This window comes from Enterococcus sp. CWB-B31 (assembly GCF_020567645.1).
In the GTDB taxonomy this organism is placed as follows: domain Bacteria; phylum Bacillota; class Bacilli; order Lactobacillales; family Enterococcaceae; genus Enterococcus_L.
In genome coordinates this window covers 1-18,180 of the sequence record NZ_JAJDJW010000020.1, presented here as the reverse complement: position 1 = coordinate 18,180, position 18,180 = coordinate 1, and the positions used below count along the sequence as shown (strand labels likewise).

21 protein-coding genes, 1 tRNA gene and 1 pseudogene are annotated in these 18,180 nt (G+C 39.5%); 20 read left to right on the top strand and 3 right to left on the bottom strand.

Annotated elements, in window-relative coordinates; all coding sequences use genetic code 11:
- Nucleotide 1 precedes the first annotated feature (1 nt).
- The 7 genes from hisD to hisE are packed head-to-tail and all read left to right on the top strand — an operon-like array spanning nucleotide 2 to nucleotide 4,582.
- Complete coding sequence (hisD, locus tag LI954_RS14265; RefSeq protein ID WP_229444791.1) at nucleotides 2–1,294, top strand: histidinol dehydrogenase; 1,293 nt, start codon at nucleotides 2–4, stop codon at nucleotides 1,292–1,294.
- On the top strand, nucleotides 1,291–1,875 hold the full coding sequence (gene hisB / locus LI954_RS14260; protein ID WP_202064392.1) for an imidazoleglycerol-phosphate dehydratase HisB: 585 nt from the start codon (nucleotides 1,291–1,293) through the stop codon (nucleotides 1,873–1,875). The genes hisD and hisB overlap by 4 nt, the downstream gene beginning before the upstream one ends.
- Nucleotides 1,876–2,502: an imidazole glycerol phosphate synthase subunit HisH gene (hisH, locus tag LI954_RS14255; protein ID WP_202064393.1), complete on the top strand. Its 627-nt coding sequence runs from the start codon at nucleotides 1,876–1,878 to the stop codon at nucleotides 2,500–2,502.
- The gene (hisA, locus tag LI954_RS14250; protein WP_229444790.1) at nucleotides 2,480–3,202 is read left to right on the top strand and encodes a 1-(5-phosphoribosyl)-5-[(5-phosphoribosylamino)methylideneamino]imidazole-4-carboxamide isomerase; all 723 of its coding nucleotides are present in this window, start codon (nucleotides 2,480–2,482) and stop codon (nucleotides 3,200–3,202) included. Before hisH ends, hisA begins: the two co-directional genes overlap by 23 nt.
- A complete protein-coding gene (gene hisF / locus LI954_RS14245) occupies nucleotides 3,196–3,954 on the top strand; it encodes an imidazole glycerol phosphate synthase subunit HisF (RefSeq protein WP_202064395.1) in 759 nt (252 codons plus the stop codon). Before hisA ends, hisF begins: the two co-directional genes overlap by 7 nt.
- Complete coding sequence (gene hisI, locus LI954_RS14240; protein WP_202064397.1) at nucleotides 3,951–4,271, top strand: phosphoribosyl-AMP cyclohydrolase; 321 nt, start codon at nucleotides 3,951–3,953, stop codon at nucleotides 4,269–4,271. The genes hisF and hisI overlap by 4 nt, the downstream gene beginning before the upstream one ends.
- Nucleotides 4,268–4,582 (top strand): phosphoribosyl-ATP diphosphatase, encoded by a 315-nt coding sequence (gene hisE, locus LI954_RS14235; RefSeq protein ID WP_202064398.1) that lies wholly within the window; start codon nucleotides 4,268–4,270, stop codon nucleotides 4,580–4,582. Before hisI ends, hisE begins: the two co-directional genes overlap by 4 nt.
- A 117-nt stretch (nucleotides 4,583–4,699) precedes the next feature.
- Here the strand turns inward: hisE and LI954_RS14230 are convergent, their stop codons facing one another.
- The gene (locus LI954_RS14230; RefSeq protein WP_229442540.1) at nucleotides 4,700–5,101 is read right to left on the bottom strand and encodes a DUF4828 domain-containing protein; all 402 of its coding nucleotides are present in this window, start codon (nucleotides 5,099–5,101) and stop codon (nucleotides 4,700–4,702) included.
- 721 nt (nucleotides 5,102–5,822) lie between these two features.
- On the opposite strand from LI954_RS14230, the gene LI954_RS14225 reads away from it, so the two are divergent.
- The 12 genes from LI954_RS14225 to LI954_RS14170 all read left to right on the top strand — a co-directional run bounded on the left by LI954_RS14225 (nucleotide 5,823) and on the right by LI954_RS14170 (nucleotide 17,135).
- Entirely contained in the window at nucleotides 5,823–6,311 is a 489-nt protein-coding gene (locus LI954_RS14225) for a helix-turn-helix domain-containing protein (RefSeq protein ID WP_229444789.1), read from the top strand.
- A gap of 204 nt (nucleotides 6,312–6,515) precedes the next feature.
- Nucleotides 6,516–7,244 carry a DNA/RNA nuclease SfsA gene (gene sfsA / locus LI954_RS14220; protein WP_420705989.1) on the top strand — a complete coding sequence of 243 codons (729 nt, stop codon included), beginning with the start codon at nucleotides 6,516–6,518 and terminating at the stop codon, nucleotides 7,242–7,244.
- A 17-nt stretch (nucleotides 7,245–7,261) separates the two neighbouring features.
- Nucleotides 7,262–8,263 (top strand): Gfo/Idh/MocA family protein, encoded by a 1,002-nt coding sequence (locus LI954_RS14215; RefSeq protein ID WP_229444787.1) that lies wholly within the window; start codon nucleotides 7,262–7,264, stop codon nucleotides 8,261–8,263.
- Between the two features lie 227 nt (nucleotides 8,264–8,490).
- On the top strand, nucleotides 8,491–9,645 hold the full coding sequence (locus LI954_RS14210) for a DEAD/DEAH box helicase (protein WP_229444786.1): 1,155 nt from the start codon (nucleotides 8,491–8,493) through the stop codon (nucleotides 9,643–9,645).
- A gap of 48 nt (nucleotides 9,646–9,693) precedes the next feature.
- Nucleotides 9,694–12,387 (top strand): sigma 54-interacting transcriptional regulator, encoded by a 2,694-nt coding sequence (locus tag LI954_RS14205; RefSeq protein WP_202064407.1) that lies wholly within the window; start codon nucleotides 9,694–9,696, stop codon nucleotides 12,385–12,387.
- 162 nt (nucleotides 12,388–12,549) lie between these two features.
- Nucleotides 12,550–12,867, top strand: coding sequence for a PTS sugar transporter subunit IIB (locus LI954_RS14200; RefSeq protein ID WP_202064408.1), 318 nt, complete (start codon nucleotides 12,550–12,552; stop codon nucleotides 12,865–12,867).
- A gap of 35 nt (nucleotides 12,868–12,902) precedes the next feature.
- Nucleotides 12,903–13,223 (top strand): PTS lactose/cellobiose transporter subunit IIA, encoded by a 321-nt coding sequence (locus LI954_RS14195; RefSeq protein ID WP_202064409.1) that lies wholly within the window; start codon nucleotides 12,903–12,905, stop codon nucleotides 13,221–13,223.
- A 123-nt stretch (nucleotides 13,224–13,346) separates the two neighbouring features.
- Nucleotides 13,347–14,795: a PTS sugar transporter subunit IIC gene (locus LI954_RS14190; protein WP_229444785.1), complete on the top strand. Its 1,449-nt coding sequence runs from the start codon at nucleotides 13,347–13,349 to the stop codon at nucleotides 14,793–14,795.
- Between the two features lie 201 nt (nucleotides 14,796–14,996).
- A complete protein-coding gene (locus LI954_RS14185) occupies nucleotides 14,997–15,215 on the top strand; it encodes a hypothetical protein (protein WP_202064411.1) in 219 nt (72 codons plus the stop codon).
- 22 nt (nucleotides 15,216–15,237) lie between these two features.
- Nucleotides 15,238–15,441, top strand: a complete 204-nt coding sequence (locus LI954_RS14180; protein ID WP_229442531.1) for a DUF3188 domain-containing protein — start codon at nucleotides 15,238–15,240, stop codon at nucleotides 15,439–15,441.
- Complete coding sequence (locus LI954_RS14175; RefSeq protein ID WP_229444784.1) at nucleotides 15,441–15,851, top strand: DUF3284 domain-containing protein; 411 nt, start codon at nucleotides 15,441–15,443, stop codon at nucleotides 15,849–15,851. Before LI954_RS14180 ends, LI954_RS14175 begins: the two co-directional genes overlap by 1 nt.
- 93 nt (nucleotides 15,852–15,944) lie before the next feature.
- Nucleotides 15,945–17,135 carry a GNAT family N-acetyltransferase gene (locus LI954_RS14170; protein WP_229444783.1) on the top strand — a complete coding sequence of 397 codons (1,191 nt, stop codon included), beginning with the start codon at nucleotides 15,945–15,947 and terminating at the stop codon, nucleotides 17,133–17,135.
- An 84-nt stretch (nucleotides 17,136–17,219) separates the two neighbouring features.
- Here the strand turns inward: LI954_RS14170 and LI954_RS16160 are convergent, their stop codons facing one another.
- Complete coding sequence (locus LI954_RS16160) at nucleotides 17,220–17,348, bottom strand: hypothetical protein (protein WP_267491509.1); 129 nt, start codon at nucleotides 17,346–17,348, stop codon at nucleotides 17,220–17,222.
- A 404-nt stretch (nucleotides 17,349–17,752) separates the two neighbouring features.
- Here LI954_RS16160 and LI954_RS14165 point away from each other — a divergent pair.
- Nucleotides 17,753–17,829 (top strand) — tRNA-Arg (locus LI954_RS14165).
- 209 nt (nucleotides 17,830–18,038) lie between these two features.
- On the opposite strand, the pseudogene LI954_RS14160 reads toward LI954_RS14165, so the two are convergent.
- Nucleotides 18,039–18,180, bottom strand: a pseudogene (locus LI954_RS14160) (IS30 family transposase); the annotation flags it as partial.

The window sequence follows — 18,180 nt, the reverse complement described above, 5'->3', positions numbered from 1 at the left end:
GATGAAGTGGCTTTCAGGAACAGCAGCAGAGATTTTATCTGAACTGGATAAGGAAAAATATGTAAGAAAATCAGAAGATCAAAAGGTTGAAGAATCAACTAAAGAAATTATTGATACCGTGATTCAGCTGGGAGATCAGGCATTGCTGGATTACTCCAAATGCTTTGATCAGGCAGAAATTACTGAGCTGGAAATTTCGGCAGCAGAGGTTGATCAGGCTTATCAGAAAGTGGACAGTAAAATCCGACAGGCATTGGAGCGGGCAAAAGAAAATATTATCAGCTATCATCAAAAGCAGAAGCAATACGATTTTATGGATACTGAAAAGGATGGCGTTTTTAGAGGACAGCTAGTTCGACCTTTGGCACGTGCAGGAGTCTATGTTCCAGGAGGTACAGCAGCGTATCCATCTTCCGTTCTAATGAATGTTTTGCCAGCAAAAATTGCAGGAGTCAAAGAAATTATTATGGTTACCCCGCCTTCAAAATCTGGTATTCCGCCCATTATCTTGGCAGCTGCAAAAATCGCAGGGGTTGATCGGATTTTTCAGGTTGGAGGTGCACAGGCTGTTGCCGCACTGGCATATGGAACGAAAAGTATTCCTAAAGTCGATAAGATTGTGGGTCCAGGAAATATCTACGTTGCAACAGCCAAAAAGCAAGTCTTTGGAGCAGTTGGTATCGACATGATTGCCGGACCATCTGAAATTGGAATTTTGGCTGATAAACAGGCCAATCCAGCGTTTATTGCAGCAGACTTGCTGTCACAGGCAGAGCATGATAAATTGGCGCGAACATTTTTAGTTACTGATTCCAGAGTGCTCGCCGAAGAGGTAGAAAAGGAAATAAAGACTCAGCTGGCTGACCTGCCTAGAAAAGAAATAGCAGAGTTCTCAGTAGAAAATAATGGCTGGCTGATTGTAACTGATTCTAAAAAGGAAATGTTTGAAGTGATGAATGAAATTGCTCCAGAACATTTGGAAGTACAGATGGAGGACCCAATAAGTTGGCTTCATCAGATTCAAAATGCCGGGTCCATTTTCTTGGGAGCTTATACATCAGAACCGGTCGGCGATTACTTATCCGGAACTAATCATGTGCTGCCAACCAGCGGGACAGCTAAGTTTTATTCTCCTCTGGGTGTTTATGATTTTGTAAAATACAGTCAGGTTAGTTACTATACAAGAGATGCGTTGGCAGAGGTTCAGGAAGACATCGCACTTCTGGCCAGAGAAGAGGGACTGGAAGCTCATGCACGGGCAGTAGAATGTCGATTTAAGGAGGAAGAACAATGAGAACAGCAGCTTTAACCAGAAGCACAGCAGAAACAACGATTGAACTGGCACTAAACCTTGATGCACAGGAGCCGGTCAGTATTGATACAGGTGTCGGTTTTTTCGATCATATGCTGACCTTGTTTGCCCGTCACAGCCGGATGTCTCTGGAAGTAAAGGCTAACGGAGATCTCGACGTAGACAGCCATCATACTGTCGAAGATGTTGGTATTGTATTAGGTCAATGTATAAAAGAAGCACTGGGAAATAAGGCAGGAATCAACCGTTATGGCACCAGCTTTGTTCCTATGGATGAAACATTGGGGATGGCTTCACTTGATTTGAGCGGAAGATCGTATCTTGTATTTGATGCAGTGTTTGATAATCCGAAACTGGGTACTTTTGACACGGAATTAACGGAAGAGTTTTTTCAGGCACTGGCATTTAATACACAAATGAATCTTCATTTAAAAATTTTACATGGTAAAAATAATCATCATAAAATAGAATCTTTGTTTAAAGCTGCCGGAAGAGCACTAAGAGAGGCGATCACTTTGAATCCTGAAATTAACGGCATCAATTCAACGAAGGGAACATTGTAGATGATTGTAATTATTGATTATGACACAGGAAATACACTAAATGTGCAGAAAGCACTAAATTATGTGGGACTCGAAAATAAGTTATCCTCAGATGTGAAGGAGATCGAAGCAGCAGATGGTCTGATTTTACCAGGAGTGGGCGCATTTTCTTTGGCAATGGCTGAGCTGGAGAAAAGAAACTTGATCCAGCCAATCAAACATGCTGCGAAAAAAGGTATTCCGATTTTGGGTGTCTGTCTTGGAATGCAGCTGCTCCTTGAAGGAAGTACTGAAAACGGCTTTACCAGAGGGCTGGGACTGATCGAAGGGATCTGTGAAGAAATTCCTCAGGAAAAGAACTTTCCTGTTCCTCATATGGGTTGGAATGATTTGATTGTTACAAAGGAGACGCCGCTGACTGCGGGTGCAGCCGGTAAATTTGTTTATTTTGTCCATTCGTATTATGCAGACTGCGACCCGGATAATATTGATGCACTGGCACAGTATTCCATCAAAGTTCCGGCAATGATTTCAAAGGGAAATATTTTTGGGACACAGTTTCATCCGGAGAAAAGCGGTGAACCTGGGTTGAATATATTGAAGGGCTTTAAGGAGGTCGTTGATCATGTACGTATTACCGGCAATTGATATACGCGAAGGAGAAGCAGTTCGCTTGGTCAAAGGTGATTTTGCCAGGAAAACAGTTGTGAATGAAGATCCTCTTGCTCAAGCTCGTGAATTTAATCAGTCAGGACTTCAAAATCTTCATATTGTTGATTTGGATGGAGCATTGGCTGGGGAAACAACAAATGCACCGCTGATCAGGCAGATTAAAAGCGAAACGGGACTAACTATCGAAGTAGGCGGCGGAATTCGTTCAATGGAGCAGATAAAAGAATATATTGATTCCGGTGTAGACAGAGTCATTATAGGATCAGCTGCTTTAAAAAATCCTAAGCTTGTAAAAGAAGCGGTAAAAAAATATCAGGAAAAAATTGCTGTGGGGATTGATGCAAAGAATGGGAAAGTTGCTGTCAGCGGCTGGTTGGAAGTCAGTGAAACAGACTATTTGACCATGGCAAAAGAAATGGCTGAAATCGGTGTTCAGACAATTATTTATACAGATATTTCAAAAGACGGGACATTAACCGGACCGAGTTTTGAACAGTACCAGCAGCTGCAGGAAACTGTTCCAACGGTAAATATTATTGCTTCCGGCGGTGTGAGCAGCAAAGAGGATTTAGTCAAATTGTCGGAAATCGGTGTATATGGAGCGATAGTTGGCAAGGCCTTTTATGAAGGGAAAGTAACGCTTGAAGAAATGCAGGAGGTAGAAGCTTTATGCTGACCAAACGAATCATTCCCTGTCTGGATGTCACAGATGGACAAGTAGTCAAAGGTGTAAACTTTATAAATTTAAAAAGTATCGGTGATCCAGTAGAAATTGCTCGAGCATACAACGAGCAGGGGGCGGATGAAATTGTCTTTCTTGACATCACTGCGACCAGTGACCAACGGGAAACAATGATAGCGGTTGTAGAGAGGACCGCTGCTGAAGTATTTATTCCGCTGACTGTAGGTGGAGGAATACGTTCAGTTGAGGATATGAAAAAAATGCTTCAGGCCGGAGCAGATAAAATTTCCCTGAACTCGGCTGCGATTCAGAAGCCGGAGCTTATTCAGGCCGGAGCAGAAAAATTCGGTGCGCAATGTATCGTTGTTGCTATTGATGCAAAGAAAACCGCTGCTGGAAACTGGCACGTATTTGTTAAGGGGGGAAGAGAAGATACAGGTTTGGATGCTGTTGAGTGGGCCCAAAAGGCTGTTGCTTTGGGTGCCGGAGAAATTCTTCTGACCAGTATGGATGCAGATGGGACAAAAGCAGGGTATGATCTGGAATTGAATCAGGCAATCTGTGAAGCAGTAACAGTTCCGGTAATTGCCTCCGGCGGTTGTGGAAACAGAGAAGATATTTTAGAAGTTTTTGAGAAGACAAATGTTACAGCCGCATTGGCAGCCAGTATTTTCCATTACGGTGAGGTGAAGATTCCCGAGCTGAAGGAATACTTAGCAGAGGAAGGAGTGAGTGTTCGCTTATGAAACCCGATTTTTCTAAAGGACTGATTCCTGCAATAATTATTGAGGATCAGACAGATGATGTTTTAATGCTGGCTTATATGAATGAGGAAAGCTTCAATAAGACACTTGAAACCAGAACAACATGGTTTTATTCCCGTTCCCGTCAATCGTTGTGGAATAAGGGAGAGACCAGCGGGCACATTCAAAAGGTGAAAAAAATTGCGACGGATTGTGATCAGGATACCTTGCTGATTCGAGTAGACCAAACGGGACCAGCCTGTCACACAGGCGCTCACAGTTGTTTTTTCAATGTGATAGTTGAGGAGGAACAAGCATGATTGAGATCTTGTATAATGAAATTTTAGAGCGAAAAGAACAGCCCAAAGAAGGCTCCTACACAAACTACCTGTTTGATAAAGGGCTTGATAAGATCTTAAAAAAAGTTGGTGAAGAATCAACTGAAGTAATTATTGCTGCAAAAAACAATGATCAGGAAGAACTCATTTATGAAACAGCAGATTTAGTTTATCATATGTTGGTGCTTCTGGCTGAAAAAGGCGTGTCATTGGATGAGATAAAAGCGGAACTGGAAGAGCGGCAGGGAAAACTGAGTGTGACGAAAGATCGCGGAGAAATAGAAAATTTATAATAAAAAAGACGGAAAATGATGTAAGAGTGTCCTAAAAAGTTAGACTAAAAATCTAATGGTTGGCATTGACTCATGCAGCACCTTCTGTCTTTTTCATATTCAGCTTTTCAGAGAATCTCAATCAGAGCGGATGATTTCGTTTATAGGCAAGACTTTCTCTAAAAGATAGGTCTTGTCATCTGCTTCATCATATAATGTGTAAGGGATATCATTTTTTGTTTCAATAATCAGATGAAACCCGAAAGAATCTTGGACAACCAGACGTTTTATGTTCCATTCGATTAAACTGAATGTCAGCTTTTTTCCGTCAATTTGGATCTGCAGCTGATCGTCTATAGACAACTGATGCTGGGTAGCCTTCATTTTATCTACAAACCACCATTGACCTTGGAAAATTTTTATTAAATCAGAAGCAGTCAGATTGGCTTCCTGGCTACTCTTATTTTTCTTAAACAGCAGAGAACTTGCAATCCCTGTCAGAACAGAAGCACCAATTAAAAACGACCAACGCTTTTTCATCACTCAACCTCCAGTTTTCTTTTAATCATAGCACGAATCAGAAAATTTGAAGAGCTGGAAACATGATTATTAACAAAATTTAACGAAGCTTAAAAATTAGTAATGGGACTGTGACATAAGTATGTCTGAGATCCCTAAAACTGAATAAACGGTGTTTCAGAAGCTGTCTCTTCGGAAATAAGTCAAACGATACTGAAAATATGAGTAGCTCCAGGGAGGTATCCATTCACAGCTAGTCATTTTATGACTAGTGTTCTTTGACAATTTTCGTATATTCCGACTTATTGACATAAATCACTACGATTGACTTGTCAGAGTAGATGATGCATGATACCTACCTGATTCTTGAGGCAGAACACTTCTGCTCCTGCGATTACTCGTCGCATGAAGTGCTTTGCTCCTGCGGTTACTCGTCGCAGTTAAGGATGTGCAAGTGCTCCTGCGGTTACTCGTCGCAGTTAAGGATGTGCAAGTGCTCCTGCGGTTACTCGTCGCAGTTAAGGATGTGCAAGTGCTCCTGCGGTTACTCGTCGCAGTTAAGGACGTGCAAGTGCTCCTGCGGTTACTCATCGTATGGAGAAGCTTTGTCACAACCTCAGTAGAAGTTGATTGGTATAATAAGGCTTATTATCAATGAGTGTTGTTGCGCACGCAATTGCAGGTGTTGCGTTATTTTTAATAGGAATACATAGTAAGATTATTTTTGAGGAGGGAATGAGAATTGGAATTGAATGAAAAACTCAAATCTCAAAGAATAGCAATGAGATTTACTCAACAAGAAGTAGCCGACAAAGTTTTTGTCACCCGGCAGACAATCTCAAAATGGGAACTGGGGAAGAGCAGGCCGGATCTGGTTTCCTTAAAATTATTAAGTGAGCTGCTGCAGACAGATTTCTTGAAAACAGAGGAGGGAAAGGAAAATTATGAAATGAATATAACAATAAAGGATATCTTCTTAACTTTTTTATTTGGTGTTTTGTTTTTACCAGTACGATGGGTCGTTTCATTTCTTCGTCCCAAGAGGAACTGGGTGTCAGTAAAATTGGGGTTAATTCCTATAGTTCTGATTTTTTTTGTTCTGTATATGCGATCTCTAAAAGAGTCTGCTTTCGTAGCTGTTGGTGTATTGCTGATTTTAGGTTACTATTCAATGGTCTGCTATTATTCTTCAGATAGCGGAAAGGAAGAGAACGAGCGAAGTTCGAACTGAGCAGTTTTTTATATGTTCTGAAAGAGGTCGTTCAATAATAATCAGGCTGCTTATAGAAGATGTAAAAACAGCATTTTACTGAGGGTATTTTTCTCTTATTAAATATTGTGCGGTGATTCATTTGCTTCATACTTCTTATCACTCCAACTTATTTGTCTAAACTTTGGAAAATGTGGTATTGTTTTGATGAGAGGTGTTTAAATGATCGTATATCCGGATGTATATCGAGCAAGATTTGTCTGCAGACCAAATCGATTTATTGCTGAATGTATAGTAGAAGAAACAGGAGAAAAAGTAACTGTTCATGTAAAAAATACAGGGAGAGGGAGAGAAGTTTTTCTGCCGAATGCAGAAGTTGCATTAAGTTATCGACCTTCGCCGAAAAGGAAAACAGATTATGATTTAATCGCAGTGAAAAAAGGCAGACAATGGTTTAATATTGACAGTCAGATACCTAATGCACTGGTTGCTGAAGGTTTGTTAGACGGAACAATCGAGTTGCCTGGACTAAATGGCGGGATTGCTTCAATTAAACGTGAGAAGAAATATGGGAACTCTCAATTTGATCTGTTTATTGAAACAAATAAAGGGCAGCAGGCTTTTGTGGAAGTGAAAGGAATGACCCTCGAAAATGAGCGGATTGGTGCCTTTCCAGATGCTCCGACACTGAGAGGTTTAAAGCATGTGAAAGAATTGACTGCGGCGATTCATGCAGGCTATCAGTGTTACGTGCTGTTTATTGCTCAGTTTGAACAAATTGATGTAGCAACTATTAATGATGAGATGCAGCTGGAACTGGCGCAGGCAGTTTTACTGGGACAAGAGTCCGGACTGCAGGTTCTGACTTATAATTGTCAGGTTACTCCTGAAACAATACGTGTATTAAAAGCAGTTCCTTTTGATTTAAATCAAAAGTTTAAACAACCAGAATAAAGAAAGGTGAGGATAAAATGATTCATCTGGGTATTATTGGAACAAACTGGATTAGCGATCAGTTTGTAGAGGCGGCATTAAAGACCGGGAAATATGATTTAGCAGCAGTATACTCCAGAAAGCTGGAGAGCGCTCAGGCATTTGGCGAAAAATATGGTGATGTTGAATATGCAACCGATCTAAAAGTATTTTTTGGAATTGAACATATGACTACAGTTTATATTGCTTCGCCTAATTCTCTGCATTTTGAACAGGCAAAGCAGGCAATACTGGCTGGAAAAAATGTTATTGTTGAAAAGCCGGCATTTTCAACACCTGATGAGATGGATGAAATTATTTCACTTACCAATGAGAAAAGGGTGTATTTTTTTGAAGCAGCTCGGAATATCCACGAAAAAAGTTTCAAAAAAATTGGTTCGCTGCTGCCGTTGAAGAATGAGATCATCGGAGCGAATTTTACCTATATGAAATACTCTTCCCGTTATGATCAGGTTTTAGATGGACAGGAACCGAATGTGTTTTCTCCATATTTTTCAGGTGGAGCACTAATGGATTTAGGTATTTATCTGGTGTATGCTGCGGTTGCATGGTTTGGTGTTCCGGTTGAAAGCCATTATTTTGCACGAAAGATTTCGACTGGGGTGGATGGCTTGGGAACAGCAATTTTACGCTATGATCACTTTGATGTGACGATTCAGGCAGGAAAAATCGGTGATTCATTTTTATCTTCTGAAATTTATTTTGACAGCGGTACACTGCTTTTAGATGGGATTAATTCTATCTCGAAAGCTGAGTTTCACGATCGAAGCCATCAACAGATAGAGCGCATTTCTTTGACAGCGGAAGAAAATCCAATGGTGGAAGAAGCTGCTGACTTTGCTAATGTTATTGAAAACCCAAATGATAGGAACTGGGGTGTTCAATATGAGGAATGGGTGGAGCTGGCTCGTAATGTCAATCGAGTGTTGACTTATTTGAGAAAAGATGCAGGTATTGTATTTGAGGCGGATAAAAAGTAAAATAGAGACAGGCTTATTTCCTCTGAAATAAAGAAATAAGAATAAATAGCAATTGAGAAAAATGAGATCATTCAATCAATTGTTTTTTGTTTGCTCATTGGATTGCGTCGGCAAAATCAGCAGATGCTGAATTCTAGACATGTCGGGATAAATCAACGGACAGACAGTTTTGGTGATAGAAAAAAAGGGAAACTTTTGATTAAATCTTTATCCATGAAAGGAACTATATGAATTTTGTAAATCAACTACCAGAAGTTTGGCAGGAGAAATGGCAGACTTCTGGTTTTAACGAACCTTCAGCTATTCAGAAAAAAAGTTTTCAGCCTTTATCTGAAGGAAAAAATGTAAGAGGAATTTCGCCTACCGGTACAGGTAAAACACTGGCTTATTTATTGCCGCTGCTGTTGAGAACAACTGCCCATTCAGGAAACCAGTTGCTGATATTAGCACCTTCTCAGGAATTAGCCGTGCAGATTGGGCAGGTCGCACAAGAGTGGGGTAATCTGCTTCAGTTGAAAACACAGACGTTGATCGGTGGAGCAAATGTTAAACGGCAGATAGAAAAGCTCAAAAAGAAGCCGGAAGTACTGATTGGTACTCCTGGTAGAATAATTGAACTGATCCGGGCGAAGAAAATTAAAAGTCATCAGCTTAAAACAATTGTGATGGACGAAGCTGATCAGCTTCTGCAGAAAACGGATCTGGATCTGACCCGACAAATTCTGCAGAGTGCTCCTGTTGACTTCCAGCTGGCTTTTTACTCTGCAACTGCAGATCGAATTGAATCAGAAGTGTCTGAGCTTGCGGAAGAAGTTCAGACAATTGATGTATCTGAAGAGGATCAGTCAGCGGGCACAATTCACCATTATTACATAGAAGTACCGTTTAGAAAGAGAAAAGACTTTCTGCAAAAGATGCTTCATGTCCCTGAATTCTATGGAATGGTCTTTTTTAATCAGCTGTCAGATTTAGGTGCAGTTGAAGAGAAAATGATTTATGATGGGTTACCGATTCTGGGGCTGGCTTCTGATCAGAATAAGCAGCTGAGAAAACTGGCAGTCAGTCAGTTCTCTAATAAAAGAGTAAAAATGTTGCTGACAACAGATGTCGGTGCAAGAGGACTTGATTTTACGGAAGTCGCATATATTATTAATGCAGATGTTCCGTTAGATGCCGTCAGCTATGCTCATCGAGCCGGCAGGACAGGACGAATGGGTGCAGAAGGAGCGGTTATTACTTTTGTTAATGATCGGACAAAAAGAGACTTTCAGCGTTTGATGAAAGCAGCAGCTGTTTCAGCAAAAGAAATTTTTCTTTATGGTGCGGAATTTCATGAAACCAGAAAAGAAACAGAGGCTGGGCATTTAAAAAAGGAAAAGTAACAACTATTTGTCGTGTTTGCATTCATCAGGCGTAAAGGGAGGCTAAGCATGAAATCCAGAAAAGAAGAAATTTTAGCTTTGTTAGAGAATACAAAGGTTGGTATGACAGCTGCTGATATCGGGGAGAAACTATCTATTGACCGAAGCAATGCAAGCCGATATTTAAGTGAGCTGTCGAAGGAACATAAAATTCGAAAAAAAGAAGGACGTCCGGTTGTTTATACGTCTGTTTTTGAAGAAGATATGATTCATGTTGACAGTTCAAGTGAAGTTTCATTTGAAAATCTGGTTGGTGCCAATGATTCACTGAAAATAAGTATTCAGCAGGCGAAAGCGGCTATTCTCTATCCGCCGCGGGGACTCCATACCATTATTTTTGGTGAAACAGGTACAGGGAAGTCGCTATTTGCGGAATGTATGTACCACTTTGCTGTGAGCTCCAATACATTGCCGGAGAATGCACCGTTTGTTTCATTTAACTGTGCAGACTATGCTCAAAATCCGCAGCTGCTTTTTGGCCATATTTTTGGTGTGAAAAAAGGAGCCTATACCGGAGCTGAAAACGATAGCCCGGGACTGATTTCAGAAGCAGACGGAGGTATCCTTTTTCTGGATGAAATTCATCGTTTGACTCCAGAAGGACAGGAAATGCTCTTTACGTTTATTGACAAGGGCATTTATCGTCCGCTGGGCGAAAGCGGCAAGACCTATAATGCTTCTGTACAGATTATCGGTGCTACAACAGAATCCTCCGAAAGTTTTCTGACGACATTTAATAGAAGAATTCCTATGGCAATTACACTGCCCAATTTAGATGCCAGATCGTTGGATGAGCGTTATGATATTATCTCTTTGTTTATCAAACAGGAAGCTAATCGGCTGAATCAGCGAATCAACATTGAAAGAGAAGCGATTTTAGCATTTATGCTTTATGATGCTGAAGGAAATATCGGTCAGATTAAGCGGGATTTGAAGCTTGTTTGTGCCAAGTCTTTTCTTCATTACCGAACGCACAATGAGGTCTTTTTAATGATTAGGAAGAAGGATCTGCCGCTGCAGGTTCAAAAGGGCTTATTGAAAATTAAGGAAGTTTCCGATCGGCTGGATCGTTTTGTGGATGGAAAAAACAATTATCTAAGCTTTGAACCAGGGACAAATGAAGTGGTCTGGTCCAGGGACCCGGCAAGAGATATGCAGGTTTATAATGAAATTGAAAAAAAAGTTGCTTCTTTGGCTGGAAATGAGCTTGAAAATATTGATCTGGAAGAATTAATTTCTACAGATATGGATGCATATTTCCAAACCTATGTGAAGGAGCTGACTCAAAATTCCATTCACAAGGAGCTGCTTCCGGAAAGCATCTGGAAGCTGACAAACCGCTTGTACGACCTGGCGGAAAAACGTTTATCACGCCAATATAATGAAAATGCCCGCTTTGCTTTTGCACTCCATCTCCAAAGTACGATTGAGCGTGTTCGTGAAGGTCATGTGATTGTTCACCCCAACCTGAACAATATTCGAAAACAAATGAAGAAAGAATTTCAGGTGGCTATTGATCTGTCTGCAATTATTGAAGAAGAGAATGATATAGAGATTCCTTTTGATGAAATCGGCTTTATCAGCATGTTTCTTTCTATTGATGTGGGAGACAAAGAAAAAGTTGAAGTAAATAATGTCGGTGTAGTTGTTTTAATGCATGGTGATTCCACAGCCTCCAGTATGTTAAAAACAGCACAGGAGCTTTTGGGGACCTCCACAGGAGTGGCGATGAATATGCCATTGACAATGGAAGTTCAGACGATGTATGAATATTTGAGAAAATATGTTGTGGATCATCAGGATTCATTAAGTAACGGGATGCTGTTGCTAACAGATATGGGATCGCTGAATTCATTTGGAAATATGATTTATGAAGAAACTGGGATTCGAACAAAAGCTATTTCGATGACGAGTACGATGATCGTGCTGGAAGCGATTCGTATGTCCAGTGTCGGAAGAAGCTTGGAAGATATCTATCAGAACATCCAGATGTCTCTTGAGGGGATTATTCGCGAACAATTCCGAAGCAGCTTGAAAAATCCTAATCAGGTAAAAAAGGCAGTCGTTGTTACCTGCTTTACCGGAGAAGGAGTAGCAGCAAGACTGTATCAGCGAATTTTGCCTGTCATTGATGAAGAAAAGGTTGAAATTATCCAAATGCAGTTTTTGGAAAGAGAAGCCTTTAAAAAGCATATAGACAGTTTGATGGAAGAATATGAAATTAAAGCAATTGCTGGAACTGTAGATGTTGAGTATCAAAATATTCCTTTCTTTTCAGCGTACGATATCTTCGATGATGAGAAGCTTAATGTACTGAAGCGAATTGCAGGAGATGAAGTGCCGACAGAAAAGATTGTCCGTTCATTAAGTGATACAATTACTACGGTGGATTCATTACAGAAACTAATTGCCATGCTCCAAAAAACAGTTCATCAAATTCAGAGTGACATGCATATTATTGTTGAGCCGGGAGTGGATGCCGGCATTGTGTTCCATTTGGCTTTTCTGGTTGATTCTATTATTAAAGGAGAAGAAGGCAGAGGCTTTGAAGGTCTTTCCGAATTTATGAAGAAGTATCGACTGGAAACTGATGTGGCCAGAACGAATATGATGATAATCGAAAAAGCCTATAGAATCAAGGTTCCTGAGGCTGATATTGCACATTTAACCAAAATGTTTTTAGATAATAAAATCAGAAAATAGAATTTACACACTAAATTTTTGTGTGTAAGAGAATAATAAAGTGTGCAAGACTAAGTGGTATAGATCAAAACCCTGATATGATGGGATTTGGTCTATACTGTTTTTTGGCACGTTTATTGCTTATATAATTGTGTAATCAAATAATTTAGGGAGATGAAAACAATGGCTAAAAAAACAATTATGCTAGTTTGTTCTGCTGGAATGAGCACCAGTCTGTTAGTAACTAAAATGCAAAAAGCTGCAGAAGCACGTGGAATGGAAGCTGATATCTTTGCTGTATCTGCATCAGACGCTGACAACAATTTAGAGTCAAAAGATGTAAATGTATTATTATTAGGCCCGCAAGTACGTTTCATGAAAGCTCAATTTGAACAAAAACTTGCACCAAAAGGTATTCCGTTAGATGTTATCAACATGGCTGACTATGGAATGATGAATGGTGAAAAAGTTTTAGATCAGGCAATTGCTTTAATGGATTAATTTAAACAATCAGTACTATTTAAGGAGGAATGAAAATGGAAGAACAACCAAATTTAGAAGCTATCATGGGTTTGATTATGTATGGTGGTAATGCCAAGAGTGATGCAATGGAGGCCATTGCATCAGCGAAAGAAGGAAACTTCGAATTGGCGGATCAGAAAATTGCTGATGCAGAGGCATCATTAGTTGAGGCACATCATTCTCAAACAGGGTTGTTGACTCAGGAAGCTCAGGGAAATAATATTACTGTAACGTTATTAACTGTTCACAGTCAGGACCACTTAATGACTTCAATTGCTTTTACAGATTTAGCAAAAGAAATCATTGATGTATACCGTCGTATCGACGCAAACTAATAATCATTCTTTTTTGAACGGAAGGTTGAGAGAGTAACTAAAACTTTTTGAACGGAGTTTTAATTCTTTTAATTTAGAGAGCATGGCTCTTTAGATAAATACTATTTATAGGGGGATATAAAAATGAACGCTTTAACAGCTTGGATGGAGAAGCACATTCTTCCAATTGCCGGAAAAATCGGTGCGCAAAAGCATTTAGTGGCTTTACGTGACGCATTTATCGGCACAATGCCAGCAACAATGGCTGGTGCGATTGCCGTAATGATCAACGCAATCATTCGTGATTTACCGCCGGCATTTTGGCCTAATTATGATGGTTCGACAATTCCGGTTATCAGGGAAATCATATCAGTTAATGGGTATGTATGGAACGGTACATTGGCAATTGCTGGTTTGATTTTTGCTTTTTCTTGGGGATTTAACTTAGCACGTGCTTACAACGTAAACGACCTGGCAGGTGGTATTGTAGCTCTTGCAGCATTTATTCAAGGTATTTCATTTGGACCATCACTATCTGCAGATTTAGGCGTTAACGTTCCTTCTGATGTAGCAGAAGCAATCAATAATGCAGGCATCGGAGCAACGGTTGATGGAAACAGCTTGAGCGTAGGTCTTTGGGGCTGGCTGAAGTTGGATCACTTAAATGGAAATGCTTACTTCACAATCATGGTTATTGGTGCTTTGGCAACTATCATCTATGCAAAACTAATGTTGGCGAACATTACGATCAAAATGCCTGATCAAGTACCGCCGGCAGTATCAAAAGCGTTTGCAGCGATTATTCCTGCAGCAGTGGCATTATATGTAGTAGCAATTATTAATTTTGCAGTGGCACAAATAACTGACGGACAGTTACTGATTGATTTGATTCAGAAATACATTGCAGAACCGTTCTTGGGTCTGACTCAAGGCTTTGGAGCAATTGCATTGATTCAGGTTGCTATCCAAATATTCTGGTTCTTTGGTATTCACGGAACCAACGTTATGGCACCGGTTCTGGAAGGAATCTTCGGTGTTGCTCAGTTGAAAAATATTAATATTTTTGAACAAGGCTACAACGGTGTTAAAGGTAGTGCTGCCGTATTGGAAGCGATCAAAGATGGACAAGCGTACTACTGGGTTCGCGGATCATTTGATGCGTACACTATGTTTGGCGGTTCAGGTGGTACAATCGTGCTGTTGTTTGCAATCTTCATTTTTTCAAAACGTGCAGATTACTTAACAGTTGCGAAATTGTCAATTGGACCTGGTTTCTTCAACATCAACGAACCAGTAATGTTTGGTTTGCCAATCGTATTAAATCCAATTATGTTTATTCCGTTTATCATTGCACCAGTAGTAACTACTGCAATTGGATACTTTGCAACTATTGGCGGATTGGTTAATCCGGTATCACAACAAGTGCCATGGGTTGTTCCTCCAGTGCTATTGTCATTCCTTGCAACAGGAGCTGACTGGAGAGCACCGATCGTAACACTTGTATGTATTGTGGTCAGCTTCTTCATCTGGGTACCGTTCGTTATTGCAGCGAACAAGATGGACCCTTCATTGGGAGAACCTGATAACAAATAATTGAGTTACTAAAATAGTTGCTTCCGCTTCTACGAGGTGAAGCAACTATTTTTACTAGTATGAATTTAGGCGTTCAAAAGTTAAACAAATTTTTCAGAGGACTTCAAATAAAACTTTGTAAAAAAAGATGTTTTAAGGATTGCTGAAATTTTTTTAACAAGGTAATCTAATAAATAGAAAGAGAAAGAAAGGAAGATGGACATGATTGCAATTTCAAGCGCAATGCAGCAGGACGCAATTAAAGAATTATTAGAAGGCTACAGTGAGGGTGATTTTACATATACCTTTAAAGAAAAACAGGGAATTAAGTTAATCTTTGAAGTAACCGGAGACAGCGAAGAAGCCGCTGCCAAAGCAAAACAGTTAATCAAAGGTGAGTCTTGGGGAAATGTTCTGTATTTCCAGTCAGCTGCAGTTTAACGAGTAGATAGGATGAAAAATCATGATGATGAAAAACGGAATATTTTTATGTAGTATTGGTTTATTGGTTTTTGTGTATTCAGCGAACATGAGTACCGGGAAATATGATTTTTCCAGTATGACTACAGCAATTTCCTTAATTGCTGCTGGACTATTCTTCTACTTTAGAGGGAAGAAAAAGGAAAAGCAAAAGGATGATTCAAAAAATGGTGAGGTGAAGAAATAGTGGAAGTTGTAAAAAAACTAAATATTCCTGCACCTGTCTTTTACAAGAAAATCATTGAATCTGTTATTTATGATATCAGGGTACAAACGGGAAAAGATGTCACAGAAAAGCAATTGAATAATTTTGAATATGTTAAAACATTTTCAAAAAGCCAGCGGGCAAAAATAAAAATCGATAAAATTGAAAAAAATTCTGCTTATCATTTTTCTACATCTACGACTAAAAATGAATTTAAAGTGAGTTACGATATTACAATGATCGATGACAATTCCTGCGAAATCCGTTATGCTGAAAGCATGGAGTCATATGGAACTCTTCAAAAAATGAATGATATAGTACTAAGTATGCTACTTGTTTTTTTCAAAAAGCGTCAATTTAAAAAAATGTTGGAACAAATGGAAAATTCATAATTGTAAAATAGAAGAGGTTGGGACTAGCATCATAAGATGAGGCGATAATGTTCCTTCCTTTTTTCATTTTAAAGCAGGAAAGGATGGGGAAGCATGGAGCATATCAGAAAACTGGAACTGAAAGATACAAAAGCTATGTTTGATCTTGCTGCTTACGCGTTTAATTCTGAAGTATCGGATGAAAGAAAAAAGAGATTTGACTGGATTGTAGAACACTCGGAAGCCTACGGATATATTGAAGGGGAACAGTTAACAAGTCAGCTGTTGTCAACGCCATTTACTGTTGATTTTCATGGGAGTAAATATAAAATGGGTGGTGTCGGCTGTGTGTCTTCTTATCCAGAGTATCGGGGGCAAGGGAGTATAACTGCTTTGATGAGAAGGCTGCTGTCAGATTTAGCTAAAGAAAAAACAGCATTGTCTTATCTGTCTCCATTCTCCTATCCATTTTATCGGCGTTATGGGTATGAACAGCTTTTTGAACAGATCATCTATCGAATTGCGAGTACTGACTGGCCGAAAACAACAGCTGCTGAGAGTTCAGTGTATCGAGAAGATTGGTCCCATGCTAAATCTGTCATTGCTGAGATTTATGCGGAGGAACTTGTCAAACATCCCGGAGCTTTGGTTAGAGAAGACTGGTGGCTGGAATACAAATTTGCACAGGGAAATGAGTTTCGGTTTGCCATTGCAAAAAGCAAAGAGGGTCAACCGCTAGGTTATTTAGTTTATAAGGTTACTTCAGAGGAATTTACGATTAACGAATGGAAGGCATTAAATAAAGATGCCTATTCAGCACTGGCTGGATTTATCGGTTCACACAGTGGTACTACCCGACAGTTCTACTATGAAAAAGGCTTTATCGGTGAAAATCTAAGCTATCTGATGCCTGCGCCTGTGGTTGAAATGAAGCTGGTGCCGTATATGATGGGGAGAATCGTTGATTTTAAAACATTTATTGCTTCTTATCCGTTCCAAAAGTATTCGACAGAATATCAATTTTATTTGGAAATTGTTGATGAGTTTGCCCCATGGAATGCAGGTTTCTGGCAGCTGAAAGTCAAAGATGGAACAGCTGTTTTAAATCAAATTGAAGATAAAGTGTTTGTTGAAGGAAAAAGAGTTTTGAGCTCTGGAATTCAGGGATGGACGCAACTATTGATGGGATATCGTACAGGGGCGGAGCTGAATTTTCATGAAATACTATCCGGCAGCAGAGAAATGGTCGTACTTTTAGATCAGCTGATTCCTGATGGCAAACCGGTTTTGGAAGATTATTTCTAAGCATAAAAATAACTGAGCATTCTCTGCATACCATGTATTCTTACAGAAAATGCTCAGTTTTTTAATTTATGAAAGACAGAAGGCTTATTTTTTCTTTTCATCTTTTTCAGTTGCCTTATGCTCCTTCAGTGCTTTTTTGATGATCTCTTCTTTTTCCTGTTTGTAATGATCCTGTCGCTCCGCAAATACTTCTTCTTTTGATTTTTCTGTCATACTGTTAGCACTCCTTATTCACTTATTTACTTAATCATAGCATCTCATCCGCTTCTTTTCGATCTATTTGCCTGAGAATAGCAGAAAAAATGAGAAAATACTAAAACTGCTGAAATAAAACGAAAGCGTTGTCTTTTTTGCAGACTATTAATGATTTGCCTGAGAACCACTGATTAAAGATATATTTTTTTAGACTATCCAGTTGCTTGGCAGATAGTCATTGACAGGAACAGGGAAGAAATTTAAAATAGAGAAGTATGTTTATTTAACTGTTTTTGTTCAATAAGCAAGCTTATTTAAATAGTCCCCTTAGTAAAATGGATATTACAAGACCCTCCTAAGTGGTAGTAGTTCCAATCCCTAGGAGGGTAAAAAGAGCAGATTTGCCAACAAAAATTTAATATGTCCTCGTAGCTCAGCTGGATAGAGCACCGCCCTCCTAAGGCGGGTGTCGTACGTTCAAATCGTATCGGGGACGCCATAGAAATTACGTCGAAAGCCTTTATTGATAAGGGTTTTCGGCTTTTTATATGTTGCTCTCTATGGGTATATTTTCTTTTAATTACAATAGATGTCGGTGCTTTGTTAGTAGCCTTTTTTGCTAACAGCCTTGCTAACACTCTTTTTTTTAGTCTTGAATTTCTTCGTTTTTTTCCTTTATTTGCTAACACTTTTTGTTAGTTTCATTTGTCAAATTAACCTAGACACCATCTCATCATCCATATAACTCAAAAATACTTCCATGGGGGTTCGATAGTTCAGTGATTTCCTTGGAATATGGTTCCTTTTTGAGGCAACCGATTGGACAAATGCCTCATCAACTTCATTGAAA

Coding starts and splice junctions, on each gene's coding strand:
- hisD (WP_229444791.1), top strand. CDS start 2: ATGAAGTGGCTTTCAGGAACAGCAGCAGAGATTTTATCTGAACTGGAT.
- hisB (WP_202064392.1), top strand. CDS start 1,291: ATGAGAACAGCAGCTTTAACCAGAAGCACAGCAGAAACAACGATTGAA.
- hisH (WP_202064393.1), top strand. CDS start 1,876: ATGATTGTAATTATTGATTATGACACAGGAAATACACTAAATGTGCAG.
- hisA (WP_229444790.1), top strand. CDS start 2,480: ATGTACGTATTACCGGCAATTGATATACGCGAAGGAGAAGCAGTTCGC.
- hisF (WP_202064395.1), top strand. CDS start 3,196: ATGCTGACCAAACGAATCATTCCCTGTCTGGATGTCACAGATGGACAA.
- hisI (WP_202064397.1), top strand. CDS start 3,951: ATGAAACCCGATTTTTCTAAAGGACTGATTCCTGCAATAATTATTGAG.
- hisE (WP_202064398.1), top strand. CDS start 4,268: ATGATTGAGATCTTGTATAATGAAATTTTAGAGCGAAAAGAACAGCCC.
- LI954_RS14230 (WP_229442540.1), bottom strand. CDS start 5,101: ATGAAAAAGCGTTGGTCGTTTTTAATTGGTGCTTCTGTTCTGACAGGG.
- LI954_RS14215 (WP_229444787.1), top strand. CDS start 7,262: ATGATTCATCTGGGTATTATTGGAACAAACTGGATTAGCGATCAGTTT.
- LI954_RS14210 (WP_229444786.1), top strand. CDS start 8,491: ATGAATTTTGTAAATCAACTACCAGAAGTTTGGCAGGAGAAATGGCAG.
- LI954_RS14205 (WP_202064407.1), top strand. CDS start 9,694: ATGAAATCCAGAAAAGAAGAAATTTTAGCTTTGTTAGAGAATACAAAG.
- LI954_RS14200 (WP_202064408.1), top strand. CDS start 12,550: ATGGCTAAAAAAACAATTATGCTAGTTTGTTCTGCTGGAATGAGCACC.
- LI954_RS14195 (WP_202064409.1), top strand. CDS start 12,903: ATGGAAGAACAACCAAATTTAGAAGCTATCATGGGTTTGATTATGTAT.
- LI954_RS14190 (WP_229444785.1), top strand. CDS start 13,347: ATGAACGCTTTAACAGCTTGGATGGAGAAGCACATTCTTCCAATTGCC.
- LI954_RS14185 (WP_202064411.1), top strand. CDS start 14,997: ATGATTGCAATTTCAAGCGCAATGCAGCAGGACGCAATTAAAGAATTA.
- LI954_RS14180 (WP_229442531.1), top strand. CDS start 15,238: ATGATGATGAAAAACGGAATATTTTTATGTAGTATTGGTTTATTGGTT.
- LI954_RS14170 (WP_229444783.1), top strand. CDS start 15,945: ATGGAGCATATCAGAAAACTGGAACTGAAAGATACAAAAGCTATGTTT.
- LI954_RS16160 (WP_267491509.1), bottom strand. CDS start 17,348: ATGACAGAAAAATCAAAAGAAGAAGTATTTGCGGAGCGACAGGATCAT.